The following is a 17,442-nucleotide window of genomic DNA, read 5'->3' on the forward strand; positions in this document are numbered from 1 at the left end:
GATCTGCCCTGGCGGGGCGGGCACGGGTTCGGGAGAGACGGGTTGCGTCATCACCGTGATCGGTTTGCTTCCGTCACTGTCGAGTGACTGCTGCGATGCGGCATCGACAGCCTGATAGGCCACTCGGGTGGCGTCCAGCGACTCGGCGAGGCGTTCACCCTCCTTGGTGCCCCACGCCTGGTACATCCAGACGACCAGGGACACCAGACCCAGGCGCATCGCCGCCTCGGTCGACACCTGATGCGCGCTGGGCGGCGCGATCTGGCCTTGCGCCCCTGACTGAGGCATGGTCGCGAGTTCGGTTCGAATCGCGGCGGATTTGCGTTGCAGATCCTCCAGATCGACTCGCATGGTCATCGGGGGCACACCTCCTTTGTCATTGCGTCATTGCTCCAGCGCCATCTGGAAGCGGCTTTCCTCGCGTGGGTTGATCAACCGGATGGGCAGCTGACGGTGTCGGGGCGTGTCGATGAAGTTGTTCCGCAACACCACTCGGCCGATGCCCGGATGCGGTCCGAGATAGGTGGTGGCGTTGGGCCACGCCACCTTCGCCACCTGGCCGATGCGCCCGTTGACGAACCCGGCGAACTCCCGGAACTGTGGGCCGAGCGTCACCACCGCACCCGCCGCCGCCGACCGGACCACGAACTGGGTGAACAACCGCGCATCGCCGAGATTGATGCTGACGTCGATATCGTCGAACGGCATGTACACCGGGTAGCGGTCCGCCGTCTCACCGACAAGCACGCCCGCCGACCCGATCGGCAGTTCGTAATGGCGGTCGCTGACCGGGCTGATTCCGTGCAGGGCCGCACGCTGCCCGCCGAACAGACACGAAAACCCGCGCGGCGTCGTCGGGTTCGCCAGCGTAGTCAGCAATACCGTCGTGGTCGGCGCGACGCCGGGGCGGATGCGGACCCGAGTGATGGTGTGATCCGCGCGCGCCGACCACCACACGTCAGGCCCGCCGGGCGCGCTGTAGGCGGCGGTGTACGTGCTGCGGCCCTTGATCGCCGACCAGGTCTCGCGTTCGAAACTGATCTCGGTGGCCCGGTCGAAGTCGTCGAATGCGCGGGTGGGTCGGGCGTCGATTCCGTTGCTGGCCAACTGATCCGCGATTCGGGTGGCCGACGAAACCAGGTAACGCGCCAGGCCCTCCACACCGGACGCCCGCCGCTGTGACGACTTGCGGGTGTGTTCGGGGTCGGCTCTCAGCACGATCCAGGTGCGCCGATTGGCTGGCGCCGGGTACGGCCCGACCACCTGCTCGTAGAGCGCCACCAGGCTCGCCGGTGCGGTCTTGCCGACCCGGTAGCCCGCGGAGACCACGTCCGCCTCGAGGTCGGGGCAGTGCGCGGCGATCAACCGCTCGACCAGTCGGGTGTCGACCACATCGTCGGTGTAGGCCTGCCCGCTGACGATCACCGTCGGCGTGAACGGCCGAGGCACCAATTCGATCGCCGACACCAGATAGTCGTCCTGCCAGCGCACCGCGACGTGATCACCCGGCATCACCGTCGCACCGACCGCGGGTTCGGACGGCAGGTCTGGAACGTTGCGGTGGCGTCGGCGCCACGCGAAAAGCGCTGCCACCCAACCGGTCACCCGCCGACCGCGGATGGTCAGCACCACGACCAGCGCGATCACGACGGACAGCGTGACGCCGATCCACAGTTGCCGCGGCGGCAGGAACACCGCGATGCACGCCGGGATCAGCAGGGTCGCCCAGATCGCGTGGCCGGTGGTGAACCGGAAGCCAAAGATGTTGAGGATCCTGTTCATCGGCGCCTCAACGCGCGTCGGGCCAGTGCGCCGAGCCCGAGCGCGACGGCAAGACCGCCCGCGGTCAGCACCACGGCGGTGATCGGGCCGCGGTCCGGCGGCGGCACGTACACCGGCGGCGGCAGTTGCTTGACCTTGTACGGCACTTGCTCGGGCCCGGCGGGCACGTCCCACGTCAGTGCGGCGACCGGGTCGATGACCCCGGCGCCCACCTCGTTGTTGACCCCGCCGCCGGGATGCCGCGCGGTCGCGGTGATCCGGTTCATGATCTGGGCGGGCGTCAGGTCGGGGAACCGCTGTCTGAGTAGCGCCGCGAGCCCGGAGACATATGCGGCCGCGAACGATGTGCCGGTGATCGGGATGGGCCCGTCCTGCCCCTGCAGCGCGTTCACCGGATTGCCGTCGTAGCCGAGTGCGATGATGTTCTCAGCGGGGGCGGCCGCGTCCACCCACGGCCCGTTCATCGAGAAGTTGCTGGGCAGCCCGTTCTGTGCGATGCCGCCGACCGTGAGCACCAGCGGCGAGTACCACGCCGGGCTGACGATGGTCTGCACCTGCTTCCAACCACGCGGATCGGCGGGGATGCCCGCATCGGGCGGCGGGTTCTGGGTGCAGTCCTGGCCGGTGTTGCCCGCGGCGACGATGATGACCGCGCCCTTGACGTTCACGGCGTAGTTGATGGCCGCGCCGAGGCCGGTCTCGTTGATCGGCCGGGTCACCTTGTAGCAGGCCGCCTCGCTGATGTTGATCACCTGCGCGCCGATGTTGGCTGCGTGCACCACGGCGCGGGCCAGGCTGCGCAGCGAGCCCGCGGTCTGGGTGGTGTTCGGATCATTGGGGTCTCTGCGTGCACCGACCGGCTGAAATGCCTCCGAGGTCTGCCGCAGCGAGAGGATCCGCGCTTCGGGGGCCACGCCGACGAACCCATCGGTGGGTGACGGACGCCCCGCGATGATCGACGCGGTCAACGTGCCGTGCGAGTCGCAGTCGCTCATTCCGTTGCCGGCCTTGTCGACGAAGTCGCCGCCGGGTTCGGCGGGCACCCGCGGCGATCCGTTCACGCCGGTGTCGATGACGGCCACAGTTACCCCGGCGCCTGTTGCGAAATTCTGGGCGTCGCTGATCCGCAGGTAGTCGTTGGTCCACGGTTTGTCGGCGAAGTTGGAATTCGGGAACACTGTCGGCGCCGAGCACACCCGGCGCTGTTCGGTCGGCTGGTCCGGGCCCGTTTCGTCTGGCGGGACGATGGCCGGGTCGATGGTCGGGGGTTCGATCGCGACGGCGGGGGGAGCGCTCAACAAGGCCAGGATCAGCGTTGCCAGCAGCACACCGATGCGGCGCACGCGCGGTCACCCCTTCCGAATTCGAACTCCCCAGCAGTGTGCTGACAAGCCCACAGCAAACAATGTACCGGCCCGATGGCAGGACAAATCCTCACGTCACGGCCATCGGCCCGAACACGCTAGCCAAGTCTAAGGTGCTGCGGCGGGGGTGATGTTCGCTAACTGCTCGGCGGCTCGAGCGCCGAAACGGCATTCCGGCACGCCTTTTCTCGAACTTTGCGTGCTGGAATGCCGTTTCGCGGGGGTTATGCGTCGAGGTCCTGGGCGACCAGTTCGGCGACTGTCTTCAGTGCCTCCTCGTCGTCGGAGGCCACGGTCACCTCAGCGCCGTTGCCTGCGCCCAGGGTCATGATCATCAGCGCCGAACCGGCATCCACCGGGTCGCCGCCGTCCATCGAGAGCGTGACGGGTACGCCGGCGTTGACGACGGCCTCGGCGATGATCGCGGCCGGGCGGGCGTGCAGGCCGATGGCGGATCCGACGACGACGGTTTTGGTGGGCATGTGCTTCTCCTTGTCGGGTGCGGGGGACTAGGCGGCGACCAGGGCCGGGGATTCGTCGGCCTTGACGCCGGGTTTGATGAACTGCTTGGCGGCGACGACGGCCAGCGCACCGGCCACGGTGCCGACCGCGAGTGCGACCAGGAACCACAACAGGTGTCCGATCGCGAAGAACACGAAGATGCCGCCGTGCGGGGCCTTGAGCGTGACGTCGAACGCCATGATCAGCGCGCCCGTGACTGCGCCGCCGAACATCATCGACGGGATCACCCGCAGCGGGTCGGCCGCCGCGAACGGGATGGCGCCTTCCGAGATGAACGAGGCACCGAGAAGCCAAGCCGCTCTGCCGTTTTCGCGCTCGGGTTCGGTGAACAGTTTGGGCCGAACCGTGGAGGCCAGTGCCATCGCCAACGGCGGCACCATGCCCGCGGCCATCACCGCGGCCATGATCCGAAGCGAGGCCGGATCGGCGACGTTGAGGCCCGCGGTGGCGAACGCGTACGCCGCCTTGTTCACCGGGCCGCCGAGGTCGAAGCACATCATCAGGCCGAGCACGATACCGAGGATGATCACCGACGTGCCGGTCATTCCGCCAAGCCAGTTGGTGAGGCCCGACGTGATCGCAGCAAGCGGACGGCCGAGCAGCATGAACATCAACAGGCCGACGGCCAGCGACGCGAACAGCGGGATGATCACGACGGGCATCAACCCCCTTGCCCACTGCGGCACGCGGATTCGGCTGATCCACAGCGCTGCGAACCCGGCGATCAGGCCGCCGACGATGCCGCCGATGAAGCCGCCGCCGACGAACACCGCGACCGCGCCCGCGGTGAAGCCCGGAGCGATACCCGGCCGGTCGGCGATTGCGAACGAGATGTAGCCGGCCAGAGCCGGCACCAGGAATGAAAAGGCCAGTCCGCCAAGGCTGAACAGCACCGCGCCGAGATATTGCGTGAAGCCGCCGGACGGCAGATTGGTCAGCGAGTTCGTGGTCGCGATGATGTTGCCCAATGACTGGGTCGCACCGTCTGGCTTGTTCGCGATGTCGTAGCCCGCGAACAGGAAACCCAGCGCGATCAGCAGGCCGCCCGCGGCGACGAACGGGATCATGTAGCTCACGCCGGTCAGCAGGATCTGCCGTAGCCGGGTGCCCCATCCGACGCCGCCCGCGGGCGCCGACGGTGCGGCGGCCCCACCGGGATGGCCCTGTACCCGCGCGGCGGCCGGATCCGTTGCGGCAGCGAGTGCTTCGGCGACCATCTTGTCAGGCTCGTTGATGGCGCGTTTGACGCCGGACGCGACGACGGGCTTGCCGGCGAACCGGCCCTTGTCCTTGACACCGACGTCGGTGGCGAAGATGACCGCGTCGGCTGCCGCGATGACGTCCGGTGACAGCGGTGTGCTGCCCGACGAACCCTGGGTCTCGACATGCACTGTCGCGCCTGCCTTCTTGCCCGCGGCGACCAGAGAATCGGCGGCCATGTAGGTGTGCGCGATGCCGGTAGGGCAGGCGGTCACGGCGATCAGCGTTTTCGGCGCGGACTGCGCGGCTTGGGGCTTCTCGGCGGTCGCGTTGACGACGCCGTCCACCAACTCGACCACCTCGCCGGGGGTGGCCGCGTTGCGCAGCGACTCGACGAAATCCTTGCGCACCAGCGCCCGGGCCAGGCTCGACAGCAGCTTCATGTGCTCCGCGCCGCCTGCTTCGGGCGCGGCGATCAGGAACGCGAGATCCGCGGGGCCGTCCGGCGCGCCGAAGTCCACCGGTGGGCTCAGCCGGGCGAACCCGATCGATGCCGTCTCCACATACGGCGAGCGGCAGTGCGGAATCGCGATGCCGCCGGGTAGGCCGGTGGCCGACTGCCGCTCGCGCGCCATCGCCGCGGCCACCAGGCCGTCGGTGTCCTGGGTGCGGCCCGCACCGGCCAGTCGGTTGACCAGACGGCCGATGACCGCTTCCTTGTCGCCGCCGGCATCGACGTCCAAGAGGACCAGATCCGTATTGATGATCGGCAAAGTGGTTGTCATGGCGATACTTTCGTGTTGGGGGCGATCGGCGTCACCCGGACAGCTTCGAGGTTGATTTGCGCGGGTGTCGGCAGCGCAGAGCCGGGGAGCGCGGCAGCGGCGCTGCCGTATGCGACCGCCATCTGCAGCCGCTCGGGTGGGACTGCACCGGCCACGTCGGCGCGCAGGTAGCCGGCCAGCGACGCGTCACCCGCGCCGACGGTGCTGCGGGCGGCGATCTTCGGTGGGGCGGCCATCCAGCTGCCGGTCCGGTCGACCAGCACGGCACCCGCGGCACCGAGCGTGGCCAGCACCGCCTGCACACCCCGGTCCACCAGCTGATGCGCGGCATCGACGACGGGCTCCGGATCGCCCTGCGCGACGGCGGCTTCCAGCGCCCGCGGCGAATGGCCGAGCACCCCGGCCAGCTCCTCGGCGTTCGGCTTGAGCAGATCGGGCGCGGCTGCGTCGAGCGAGTCGACGAGCGCGGCGAGCGGAGCGTCCGAGGTGTCGATCGCGACCCGGCAGGGATACGCGGCGAGTTGTGCCACCACGCGGGCATACCAGTCGTCGGGAATGCCAGGCGGCAGCGAACCCGAGATCACTACCCACGACGCCGTCTCGGCGTGCGCGAGCACCGCCATGGTCAGCGCATCGACGGCCGCGTCGTCGAGGTGGGCGCCCGGTTCGTTGAGTTTCGTCGTGGTGCCGTCATGTTCGGTGACAGTCAGGTTGGTGCGGACCGCCCCTGCGGTCGGCACGCAACTGAACGGCATCGCGGCAGCCGACAGTGCCGCGGTCAGCGGGTCGTTGGGGGGCGCGGGCAGCACAGCGACGGCGTCGACGCCGGCCAGCGTCAATGCCCGCGCGACGTTGACCCCCTTGCCGCCCGGTTCAGTGGTCACCGACGAAACCCGGTGCACCGCACCGCGACTCAGCTGGCCAGCAAGCGTCACGGTGCGGTCGATGCTGGGGTTGGGGGTGACGGTGACGATCACGCGACCACGACCTCGACGCCGCTGTCGGTCAACTGCTGCCGGTCAGCGGCGGTGATCTCCGAATCGGTGATCAACGTGTCGACGCTGGAGATCGGGGCAAAGCTGACGAAGTCCTCGCGGCCGACCTTCGACGAATCGGCGGCCACCACGACATAGTTGGCGGCCTCTACCATCGCGCGCTTGACGGCGGCCTCGTCGCTGTCGGGGGTGGACAGGCCGTGACGCACGCTGATCGCGTTGGTGCCGATGAACGCGATGTCGACGCGCAAGGTGTCGAGCACCCGCAGTGCCTGTTCCCCGACCGCCGCCTGGGTGAGGCCGCGCACGCGGCCACCGAGTAGTTGAAGCGTGACCGACGGCATGGCCGCGAGCCGGGCCGCGATCGGCACGGAGTTCGTCACGACCACCAGCTCGCGATCGGTGGGCAATTGAGCAGCGATGCGCGCGGTGGTCGTTCCGGCGTCCAGCAGCACGCTGGCTCCCCCGAGCGGAAAGAAGTCGGTCGCGGCTGCGGCGATCGCGTCCTTGTGCTCGGCGCGGGTGGTCTCCCGTTCACCGACGCCGGGTTCGACGAGGTGCAGCGCGCGGACTGGAACGGCGCCACCGTGCACCCGCCGCAGCACGCCGGCCTTGTCCAGCGTGGCGAGATCGCGGCGCACCGTCTCGGTGGTGACGTCGTAGGCCTGCGCCAGTTCCGTGACCGAGGCGCGGCCCCGCGAGATCACCAGCGAGGCGATCGCTTGCTGACGCTCTTCGGCGTACATGTGGCTCCGTATCTGTGGTTTTAAGCCCGGATCGATGTGGGTATAGTTGGTTTTACTACTGTTCGTGTTGACTTGTCAAGATTTTCTTGTAATCTCCTTCACATGACCGTTTCTTCGCTGCCCACGTCACATCCGGCCTCGGGCACTGTTTTGCGGGGTGTTCCCGTAGTCCCGGGCGTGCAGTACGCACCGGTGATCAGGCCTGGCCGTCTGCCGGCCGTCGACGTCGCGACGGGAGCCGAGATCGCAGAAGCCGACCGCCCGGCCGAGGCAGCCCGATTCGCCGCGGCGGCCACCGCGGTGGCCGACCGACTGCGGGAGCGCGCCGCGCACGCAACCGGTGCCGCGTCGGAGGTGCTCGCCGCGACCGCGGCGCTGGCTCAGGACCGGGCCTGGCTGGGTGCCGCCGAGAAGCGCATCAAGGGCGGCACGCCGGCGGTTGCGGCGGTGTCCGCGGCGGCCGAACAGTTCATCGACATGTTCACTCAGATGGGCGGCCTGATGGCCGAGCGCGTCACCGACCTACGGGACATCCGCGACCGGGTGATCGCGGAACTGTCCGGCCTGCCGGAACCGGGTGTCCCGCTGCCCGACCTTCCTTCCATCTTGTGCGCCGAAGATCTTGCCCCTGCCGACACCGCGGGCCTGGATCCCACTCTTGTTGTCGCCCTTGCCACTACGCGGGGCGGCCCGACCAGCCACACCGCGATCATCGCCCGGCAGTTGGGTATCCCGTGCGTGGTGGCCGTCGACGGACTCGACGACGTCGAGGCAGGCACCATGGTGCTCGTCGACGGCATGCTGGGCACCCTGACGGTGTCACCGGACCACACCGCCGCGGGCGAGACCGCCGACGCCGCGGCGCGCCAGGCCGAACACGTATCGCACTGGTCCGGCCCGGGAGCCACCGCCGACGGACATGCCGTCGCGGTCCTCGCCAACGTCCAGGACGGCGCCGCCGCCCGCGCCGCCACCGAGACTCCCGCGGAGGGCGTCGGCCTGTTCCGCACCGAACTGTGCTTCCTCAACCGGGACACCGAGCCGACGGTCGACGAGCAGGCCGACATCTATGCCGAAGTGCTGCAGGCGTTCTCGGGCCACAAGGTGGTGATCCGAACGCTGGACGCCGGTTCCGACAAGCCGCTGAAGTTCGTCGGTCACCCGGACGAAGCAAATCCCGCGCTCGGTGTGCGGGGCATCCGCATCGCCGCGGGCAATCCCGGACTGCTGGACCGCCAGTTACAGGCCATCGCCGTCGCCGCAGACCGCACCGGAAATCAACCGTGGGTGATGGCGCCGATGATCGCCACCGCGCAGGAAGCGAAAGAATTTGCCGCCAAGGCACGTTCGCAGGGACTGACCGCAGGGGTGATGATCGAGGTGCCCGCCGCGGCGTTACTCGCCGACCGGATTCTCGAACACGTGGATTTCCTGTCGATCGGCACCAACGACCTGGCGCAGTACACGATGGCCGCAGACCGGATGTCCGCCGATCTCGCGACGCTGACCGACCCGTGGCAACCCGCGGTGCTGGCGCTGGTGGCCATGACGGTTCGGGCGGGTACCGCGGCGGGCAAGCCGGTCGGGGTGTGCGGTGAGGCCGCCGCCGATCCGCTGCTCGCGTGTGTGCTGACCGGACTCGGCGTGACGTCGCTGTCCGCGGCAGCCGCCGCGATACAGGGGGTCGGGGCGAAACTCGCTCAGGTGACACTGCAGCAGTGCCGGGACGCGGCGGCCAAAGTGCTCGACACCGCGAGTCCGGCAGCCGCCAGGGGTGCCGCCTTGGCCGCGCTCCGGAATTAATCGGACCGCAGTCCGGTTAACCTCGATATGCCTGCTATCACCGCTGACACGCTCAAGTTGCCGCGCATCACCACGCCGGCGCCCGGCGACACCGAGCGCCCGGTCCGATCCATCACCACGGGCCCACACGGGTACGAGGGCGAGGGCTTTCCTGTCGTCCGCGCGTTCGCCGGTGTGAGCGCGGCGGACCTCGACCCGTTCGTCCACATGGACCAGATGGGCGAAATCGAGTACCAACCGGGTGAGCCCAGGGGCACCGACTGGCATCCGCACCGCGGCTTCGAGACGGTCACCTACATGATCGACGGCCGGTTCGCCCACCAGGACTCGCACGGCGGCGGCGGTCTGATCACCGACGGCGCCACGCAGTGGATGACGGCAGGATCGGGCATTCTGCACATCGAAACCCCGCCGGCCGAACTGGTCGAGAGCGGAGGCGTGTTCCACGGCATCCAGCTGTGGGTGAACCTGCCGCGCAAGGACAAGTTCGCCGCGCCGAAGTACCAGGCCATCGAAGGCGGCCAGGTGAAGCTGGTGTCGTCGGACGACGGCGGCGCGCTGGTACGCATCATCGCGGGCGACGTCGGCGACCACGTTGATCCGATGTCGCCGCCGGAGCGGCTCCGGGGCCCAGGCGCCACCCACACGCCAATCACGTTGGCCCACGCCACGATCGAGCCCGGCGCCCGGCTGAACCTGCCGTGGAACCGCGACTTCAACGCGCTGGTGTACGTGTTGTCGGGCCGCGGCTGTGTCGGACCGGTCGGCCATCCGATCCATCAGGGTCAGCTCGCGGTGCTCGGCCCCGGCGACCTGATCACCGTGGCGGCCGAACCGACACAGGAGACCCGGCGCCCCGCGCTCGAGGTTCTGCTGTTGGGCGGCAGGCCGATTCGCGAGCCGGTCGTCCAATACGGCCCGTTCGTGATGAACTCTAAATCCGAACTCATCGAAGCCATGGAGGACTTCCAGGCAGGCAAGTTCGGCGTCGTGCCACCGAACGCGCTGATGCCCCACCGGCCGCTCGGCTAGCCCCTGCTAGATCGTCGCCCGAAATGGGTAACCCCCAGCGATGAGTGGTACCGATAAAGCCAGGAATAAGCTGGACCAGTTCAGGGGCAAGGCCAAGGCCGCCATGGCCCGTGCAACCAACGACCGCGAGTTGGAAGCCCAAGGCAGAGCCGACGAACGGGCCTCCCATCTCAAGGGTGCGGCCGAGAAAGTTAAGGACGCGTTCCGTCCCCGCCGGCGTGGCATGTAGCCCGGCATCTGGCCACCAGTGACACTCGCCGACCCGGCCGATGCCGTTCGCTCCGCCGTCGACCACCCGGCCGCGCACGTCGCGGCCCGCGTCGGCTATGTGATCAGCGGGCTGATTCATCTACTGATCGGCTACCTGATCGTCCGGATCGCGACGGGCTCGAGCGGCGTCGCCGACCAGACCGGAGCGCTGCGGACCGTCGCCATGACCGTCGGAGGCAACGTCGTGTTGTGGGCGATCGCGATCGCCTTGATTCCATTGACGCTGTGGCGCGTCGCCGAGACGATCCTCGGCCTGCACCCAGGCGAGCACGGTCGCTCAAGTGAGGATCCGAGAGACTTCCGATGGACGAGTCGGCTCAAGGCTCTCGGGCTCGCGGTGGTGTACACCGCGGTCGGCGTCACGGCCGTGCAATTCGCCCTCGGCAGAAGAAAGTCCGGTGCCGCCGAGAACGCGGGGCTCAGCGCGCGGCTGATGCGGTCGGTGGAGGGTAAGGCCGTCCTCGTGGCGATCGGCCTCGTCATCGTCGGCATCGGCTGCTACTTTGCGTACAAGGGCGCATCACGCAGGTTCTGCAACGACCTCACGTCGACGCCAGGAACGGTGGTCACCGTGCTGGGCGTATTCGGTTACGTGGCAGAAGGTCTGGTTTCGCAGGTGCTGGCGCATTGGTCGTCGTGGCGGCGGTCCGCGCCGACCCGTCGAAAGCCACGGGCCTCGACGGTGCGGTGAAGACACTCCAGCACGGCCCCTACGGCACCCTGCTGGTGCTGTGTGCGGCGCTGGGATTTGTGGCCTACGGCTGCTACAGCTTTGCGTTGAGCCGCTATTCGAGGATGTGACTTCGGTTAGCCGTCGGCGCTGGTGCGCCAGCGCGACGAATCACTCGATGGTGGCTACAGAAGGCCTGCCGAGTCGGTACCAGGCATAGCGGCATCGGAGATAGAACAGTCCCCATTTACGTGGATCGACATTCAATCTATGTAGCCGCAAACGTTCATAGTGCTGCCGTGCAGCCAGCACCTCGAATTCTTCAACCTCAACAGACTTCACAATGGGGACGGCCCGGGATTCGCCGGGTGTCCGCATGAGCGGAGGGTACGACTCATCCCCGAACATGCGATCGATGGTTTCCTGCGTCAGCAACATGTCCCAGATCAAGTGGAACCGCTCGGTCTCTCCACCGTTGTAAGCAGAGTGAATGCATCCGTTGTGGAAGAAATAGACCCGCCCCGGCTGGAAATGGAACAGATCGCCGTCGAGGAGAACGAGTGCCTGAGGATTCGTCACGATAGGGAGATGAAACCGCACGGTGAAGTACCAGCGCCGGCCCTGCCACCAGCAGCTGTTCACTTTGTGCGGAGCCAACCCGCCGTGCGCTCCCAATCCGTTCAATCGCATGTTGATCAAGTGCGGAAACATGGCGACGAAATCAGCTAGTGCCGGATAGATCGCCGCATGGTGGAAGCGCTTGCCCTCCATGGCTATCGATCCAATCCCGCTGGAGTCAGCGAAATCTCCTGATTCGTTGAAGAGCGAGAATTGAATAGCCTTCCCCGTCGGCCTGGTCCAGTTCGAGGGATGATCCTTGGCCTGCACTTCCGACGGCGCGTTGCGGGAGACGAGACAATTCAGCTCATCTGTTAGAGCCGAGTAGAAGCTCGGGTCGAGCGTGAACAAGTCCGCGCATTTGAGAGCATCTGCCCGGTGGAACTCGCCCCTGGCGATGCCCTCAAACAAAACGTCCGCGTCCATAACTGTCCCCCGTGGACAACTGGCCCTGGAGGCGCTCTTCGGGCAGCAAATTATACAGCTCCGTAATCAACGGCGATAGGCTGCAACCAAACGCAGGGAATGCAAGAGCGGCTAACAAATCGGGGGCTCTCACAGTGGTTGCGGTCAGGCAGTCTTAGGCTCGTCACTGTGCCGAGGCGAGTAGCCGCCGAACGTTGGCGGCGGGTAGTACAACAGTCCGGGCAGCTTTCCACGGCCGAATATGTGTGCACAGCCGCGCGGGCAGGGATCGGGTCGAAGTCAGCCCTCATCGAGCAGGCCGCCATCACCAGACGCTCGACACCACTCGGTGGACCAGCGCGGAGGTTCTCGTAGAGCGACCGCAAGACGCCGGTGCCCCGGTCGTCTTCCATGAGATGAAGGGCCGGTGGTCGATCCTTCGGTGGTCATGGCCCGCTGCCTGATTGACGTTACTACGGACCCGCAGGGCGATGTTGCTAACCCTCGGCGGTCGGTCGCGACTGCAGCATCGGCGCGGCCGCGGAAAGAAGCTCGTCCCGATCCCCGTCCAGCGGCGGATAGATGCGTATGCCGTTGATCGCGCGCTTGGTGGCTTTGGCAGATTCACCGGCGTCCACTACGTGCCTGTCCCAGCCCTCGGTGTACACAGCGCCAGCTGGCCCGAGGTCCAGAACCGTGACATACCAAGGGATTCGAAGGGCGAGCAGCGGTTCACCGAGGAGATCGCTGATCACGTTGTAGCCGGCGTACCGGCCCATCGGCCTGCCGTGCTGACACGACATCACCGACAAGTGCTCGTCGTCCATCCTGGCCGCGGCCACATCACCCGCGGCGAACACGTCGGGGACGTCGATGACACGCAGGTAGTCGTCGACCGGCACGCGGCCAAGGCGATCGCAGTGCACCCCCAGGTCCGCGGTCAGCGGGTTGGCGCGCATACCTGCACACCACACCACCGTCGCCGCGCTCAACCCCTCACCGGTCGACAGGGTCACGCCGGCCTCGTCGATGGCGGTGACGCGCACGCCGAGCCTGGTGCGCACCCCGGTCGACGCCAGCGCCGCCTCGATCACTGGTCGCGCCGAGGCGCCCATGTCCGATCCGACGTGCGGGTTGTGGTCGATCAGGATGACCTGCGGGGCGCGGTCGGGAAACAGGCCTGCCAACCGGGCGGGCATCTCGCACGCGGTCTCGATTCCCGTCAGGCCCGCGCCCACCACGACGACAGTGCTGGCCGCCGGGTTGGTCGGGTCGAGACCCGCAAGGTGCCGTTGCAGCTTCATCGCACCGTCGTAGGTATCGACGTCGAACCCGAACTCGTGCAGGCCGGGTAGGCCGGGCTTGACCACCTGGCTGCCCAGCGCGACGACGAGGCGGTCGTAGGTGTGCGTATCCGCCGACGTCGTTACGGTGTGCGCTACCGGGTCGATCGCCGTCACGTCGGCGGTGATGTGCTCGACGCCGGCAGGGCCGAGCACATCGGCGAGCGGAATCCGGCACGGCGTCAGGTCGGCCTCGTAGTTGCGCACCCGAATGTCGTGGTACGGCAGGGAACTCAGCACGGTGACCTGAACGTCATGAGTCGCACCGAGTTCGTCGAGTCGCCGCGCTGCCCCGAGCGCTGCCCACAGGCCCGCGAAACCCGAACCGAGCACCAGCACCTCGCTCATCGGCTCGACGTTACCGGCTGCGGGTAGAGCAGTTCGAGCTCACCGAGTTGGGCGGCCACCGCCGTCAGCGGCAAAGCGGCGGAAACCGCCAGTTCGTCGTCGGCGCCTTCGGCGCGCAGCGCCAGCACGAAGTCGTCACTGAGCGACTCGAATTCGCGCCCCGGATCTCCGGTCAGCCTTGCGCAGATCACGTCGGTGTGGATTTCGAGCACCTCGCGGGCGCGACGGTACGGCTCCAGCGGCGGGGGCACGACATCGGCGATCAACTCGGCGGCGGCGCGCACCCGGATCGCACGGTTGGCAGACCGTACCACCGGCGCGCGCATGGCAGTCGTGCCGCCGTTCTCCGAAAGGTATTGCCGCACCGCATCATCAACTGTGCGGGACGCCTCGAGGGCTTGATGGCTCAGCGCGATCACCCGATCGGTGGCGGCTTCGGAGGCGCCGCGGGTGACGCGGTGGACGGCCTCGGCCAAGAACTCCGCACCGACCGTGCGCGCATCGGCGATCGCCTTAGACACCGCCGCCGACGCGCCCCTAGGCCACAACAACAGCGATACCACGATGCCGACCAGTGCGCCGACGACAACGTCCTCGACGCGGATCAGGCCCACCTTCCACCCGGTCGGCACGATCAGGTTGAAGTTGATCAGCACCATCATCGTGAACGCCGCCTGCCCGGCGACGAACGAGTACACCTCAGGCACATACGCCGATCCGAACGCGACGATCGGCAGCAGGATCCACAGCACGACGGGGTCGACGCCGAGGAACTCGATCACAACGGCGCCAAGGACGAAGCCGACCGCAGTGCCTGCCACCGCACGGATCACGCGCGTGCCCGTCGTCAGCGCGCTGCTGCGCAACACGGACATCGCGCCGAGCACCACCCAGAAACCGTGCTGGACGGGAAACAAGTGGGTGACGGCGACCGCGACGGCCAGCCCGAGGCCGGTGCGCAGGCTGTTGCGCAGCACCACCGTATCGGGGGCGAGGAACCCTCTGGTGATGGCCGCGACCGCGACGGTTTCGGGCATCACCCAGTCGGCGGCGCCCGTATCGGGCAGGCGGCGGCCCAGCACACGCGCCCACACCGGCCGGGCGTCGGCGGCCGCCGCGTTGCGGATGATCCGGCCCGTCACCGCGATGGTGGCCGCGATCGTCCTGCGGTTCAACAGCTTTCGGCCGACCTGCACCGCCGTTTCGTCACTGGCTTCGTCCAGCACGGCGGTGATGTCCTCGCGGTAGTGACCCTGCGACACCGCCCGCAGTTCGGTCAACGCGTCGAGCAGATGCGCACTGCGCGCCAACCTCTCGGAGACATCGCGGATGCGCAGCACGGCCGCCGAGTCGCGGAGCACCCGCACCGCGGGCTCCTTCATCGCCCCGAGCATGGCGCCGGTGTCGTCGGAGATGCGATCGGACAGCCAGCCGAGGTCGTCGACCACCCGGACCAGCGCGCGGCTGCCCGCGGTCAATGCCACCGGCCGGTAGTCGGCGCCAAGGAACGCGGCGTCGAGCGCGTTCATCGCCTTGGTCAGTTCCCGTTCCGGCACGGTGCCCTCGAGTCGGTCCGCCAATCTGTTGCAGACGCGCGCCGCGTGCGCGCGCAGTTCGTCGTGATGGCGAGGGGGGAAGAGGAAAAGCGCGGCGGGCACGCACAGCGCCAACGCGATCAGCCAGCCGAGCAGCCGCTCGGGCAGAGGGCCGACGGGCGTGCAGGCAGGCAGGACGAACATCAACAGCGTCGCGCGTTGGCCCGCGGCGACGATCTCGCTGAGCACACCGGCGAAGATGACCGCGACGCCGAGCACGAACATCGATACGACACTGAACCACGGGTGCGGCGCGACCAGGGTGCCGAGCGTGATGAGGATCGCGCCGTTGAATCCCAGGCCGCAGTAGGCCAGCGCCCGCGCGGGCCGGTTACCTGGAAAGTCGACGAGGATCAGCAGGGCCACCGAGCCGAAAATGGTGAACAACGGCGTCTGCGAACCGCCGACCGAGAAGCCGACGGCGGCGGCGATCGGTAGCACGATCGCGGCGCGGGAGGCGCGGCGCAGCGCGTCGAAGTCCGGGTCGCGCGCCCGAAGGCGATCCAGCACGTGGCGCAACACCGCAGCCGTTTCAGAAGGCAAGAAGTGCGCCCTTCGGCCGTGCGACGTCGTGCCCGCTAGTCACCGTCCGGCACCGACGCGAACCGGCCCGAGTCCAGCGCGTCGGCCAACTGCCCGGCGATCCAATGCAGGGCGCCGGCGTCACGCGGCAGGACCGCCTGTTCATAACCGACCAACACATAGACACCCCACGCCGCGAACACCTCGGCCTGCCGCTTGTTGTTCAAAACCTCGAATGCCGACTCATACATGATGTCGAACCGTTGCCGATCCACCGCGGCTTGGACGGTATACACCTCGGGATCGACCGCGCTCCACACCCGGATCGCGGCCTCGGCGCCGTGCGGCAGGGTCAACCCCTCCTGGATGAGCGTGTCGATGCGGCGGCGAGGATCCGGCTCGGCCCGCACCGCCTCGACGATCTGCATCGTCTGACGCTGCATCCAGTGAGCGACCAGTTCCTTGGTGTAGCTGGGCCAGCCGGAGAAGTAGTGGTAGAAGGACCCGGTCGTAACGCCGAGGCGGTTACACACCTCAGCCAACTTCAGCCCGCCGTAGCCCAGATCCGACAGCACTTCGAGACCGGCATCGAAGTACGAATCGCGCGATACGACGCTCGCCATGGCTGCACCCTAGCGGGGGCGTCTTCTTTTTGTGGCCAGCAGGGGTGGACTGCTTCGTTATCGGGATAGCTGGCTGCCAGAGAATTTGCTGGGCGGCCTGGACAAGAATGCCGGATTTTGACACCCGGGCAAACAATCAAGTGAGCTGTGGCACAATTTGACCGTGCCGCAACATACTGCTAGTCGAGGGCCAGGTCGTCCGCCCGCAGCGAAGGCAGCTGAAACCCGTGAGCGCATCATACAAGCGGCTCGTGAGGTCTTCAGCGAACTCGGCTACGACGCCGCGACCTTCCAGGCGATCGCGATTCGGGCTGATCTCACGCGTCCGGCCATTAACCACTACTTCGCGAGTAAGCGCGTGTTGTGGAGCGAGGTCGTGGAGCAAACCAATGCGCTCGTAGTTAGCGCAGGCATGTCGAAAGCGCAGGGCGAGACAAGTCTGCTCGGTCGGCTTTCCGCCTTTTTCACGGTTGCCATGCAGGCCGACTCCGAGGACCGGTCTGCCGCAGCATTTCTCGTCACCTCGGTGCTGGAATCGCAGCGACACCCGGAACTGGGCAACGACGACCACGATTCACTGCGCGCGTCGCGTGAGTTCATGTCGTGGGCCGTCAACGACGCCATCAAGCGCGGCGAGCTTACCACCGACACCGACGTCAACCAGCTCGTCGAGATGTTGGTGGCGGTGATGTGGGGGATGGGCTTCTACGCCGGCTTTGTCGGCAGCCACGAAGATCTGACGTCGGTGGTGCACAAGTTGGAACTGCTGATGGCGAACAAGCTGTGGAATCTGCGCGAATAAGGGCCTACCTGCGGTGA

The 17,442-nt window shown here is 67.5% G+C and carries 15 protein-coding genes and 1 pseudogene; 5 read left to right on the plus strand and 11 right to left on the minus strand.

All coding sequences use genetic code 11. From position 1 onward, the window contains the following. The 7 genes from A5724_RS29825 to A5724_RS29855 form a co-directional block, all read right to left on the minus strand. The coding region (locus A5724_RS29825; RefSeq protein ID WP_156752517.1) for a hypothetical protein at positions 1-357 on the minus strand (357 nt) is incomplete at its 3' end. Between the two features lie 27 nt (positions 358-384). After that, the gene (gene eccE / locus A5724_RS29830; protein ID WP_067810869.1) at positions 385-1,782 is read right to left on the minus strand and encodes a type VII secretion protein EccE; all 1,398 of its coding nucleotides are present in this window, start codon (positions 1,780-1,782) and stop codon (positions 385-387) included. After that, the gene (gene mycP, locus A5724_RS29835; RefSeq protein WP_369830682.1) at positions 1,779-3,116 is read right to left on the minus strand and encodes a type VII secretion-associated serine protease mycosin; all 1,338 of its coding nucleotides are present in this window, start codon (positions 3,114-3,116) and stop codon (positions 1,779-1,781) included. Before mycP ends, eccE begins: the two co-directional genes overlap by 4 nt. 254 nt (positions 3,117-3,370) lie before the next feature. Continuing rightward, positions 3,371-3,628 carry an HPr family phosphocarrier protein gene (locus A5724_RS29840; protein WP_067810875.1) on the minus strand — a complete coding sequence of 86 codons (258 nt, stop codon included), beginning with the start codon at positions 3,626-3,628 and terminating at the stop codon, positions 3,371-3,373. Between the two features lie 27 nt (positions 3,629-3,655). Beyond that, complete coding sequence (locus A5724_RS29845) at positions 3,656-5,653, minus strand: fructose-specific PTS transporter subunit EIIC (protein ID WP_067810878.1); 1,998 nt, start codon at positions 5,651-5,653, stop codon at positions 3,656-3,658. Then, positions 5,650-6,630, minus strand: a complete 981-nt coding sequence (gene pfkB / locus A5724_RS29850) for a 1-phosphofructokinase (protein ID WP_067810882.1) — start codon at positions 6,628-6,630, stop codon at positions 5,650-5,652. The genes A5724_RS29845 and pfkB overlap by 4 nt, the downstream gene beginning before the upstream one ends. After that, a complete protein-coding gene (locus tag A5724_RS29855; protein ID WP_067810889.1) occupies positions 6,627-7,394 on the minus strand; it encodes a DeoR/GlpR family DNA-binding transcription regulator in 768 nt (255 codons plus the stop codon). Before A5724_RS29855 ends, pfkB begins: the two co-directional genes overlap by 4 nt. Positions 7,395-7,496: 102 nt before the next feature. On the opposite strand from A5724_RS29855, the gene ptsP reads away from it, so the two are divergent. From ptsP to A5724_RS29875, 4 genes and pseudogenes are all read left to right on the plus strand, one after another. Next, positions 7,497-9,197: a phosphoenolpyruvate--protein phosphotransferase gene (gene ptsP, locus A5724_RS29860; protein ID WP_197518832.1), complete on the plus strand. Its 1,701-nt coding sequence runs from the start codon at positions 7,497-7,499 to the stop codon at positions 9,195-9,197. 27 nt (positions 9,198-9,224) lie between these two features. After that, positions 9,225-10,229, plus strand: coding sequence for a pirin family protein (locus A5724_RS29865; protein ID WP_067810892.1), 1,005 nt, complete (start codon positions 9,225-9,227; stop codon positions 10,227-10,229). Positions 10,230-10,269: 40 nt separating this feature from the next. Next, on the plus strand, positions 10,270-10,458 hold the full coding sequence (locus A5724_RS29870; protein ID WP_067810897.1) for a CsbD family protein: 189 nt from the start codon (positions 10,270-10,272) through the stop codon (positions 10,456-10,458). Positions 10,459-10,476: 18 nt separating this feature from the next. After that, positions 10,477-11,300: pseudogene (locus A5724_RS29875) on the plus strand (DUF1206 domain-containing protein). 40 nt (positions 11,301-11,340) lie between these two features. On the opposite strand, the gene A5724_RS29880 reads toward A5724_RS29875, so the two are convergent. The 4 genes from A5724_RS29880 to A5724_RS29895 form a co-directional block, all read right to left on the minus strand. After that, entirely contained in the window at positions 11,341-12,213 is an 873-nt protein-coding gene (locus A5724_RS29880; RefSeq protein ID WP_067810899.1) for an aspartyl/asparaginyl beta-hydroxylase domain-containing protein, read from the minus strand. A 476-nt stretch (positions 12,214-12,689) separates the two neighbouring features. Continuing rightward, a complete protein-coding gene (locus A5724_RS29885; RefSeq protein WP_067810903.1) occupies positions 12,690-13,883 on the minus strand; it encodes an NAD(P)/FAD-dependent oxidoreductase in 1,194 nt (397 codons plus the stop codon). Further along, positions 13,880-16,021, minus strand: a complete 2,142-nt coding sequence (locus tag A5724_RS29890) for an FUSC family protein (protein ID WP_067810904.1) — start codon at positions 16,019-16,021, stop codon at positions 13,880-13,882. Before A5724_RS29890 ends, A5724_RS29885 begins: the two co-directional genes overlap by 4 nt. 35 nt (positions 16,022-16,056) lie before the next feature. Then, positions 16,057-16,623, minus strand: a complete 567-nt coding sequence (locus A5724_RS29895) for a TetR/AcrR family transcriptional regulator (protein ID WP_067810905.1) — start codon at positions 16,621-16,623, stop codon at positions 16,057-16,059. Between the two features lie 163 nt (positions 16,624-16,786). Here A5724_RS29895 and A5724_RS29900 point away from each other — a divergent pair, with 163 nt between their 5' ends. Beyond that, positions 16,787-17,425, plus strand: a complete 639-nt coding sequence (locus tag A5724_RS29900; protein WP_197518833.1) for a TetR/AcrR family transcriptional regulator — start codon at positions 16,787-16,789, stop codon at positions 17,423-17,425. Positions 17,426-17,442: the final 17 nt, after the last annotated feature.

The organism is Mycobacterium sp. ACS1612 (assembly GCF_001667505.1).
In the GTDB taxonomy this organism is placed as follows: domain Bacteria; phylum Actinomycetota; class Actinomycetes; order Mycobacteriales; family Mycobacteriaceae; genus Mycobacterium.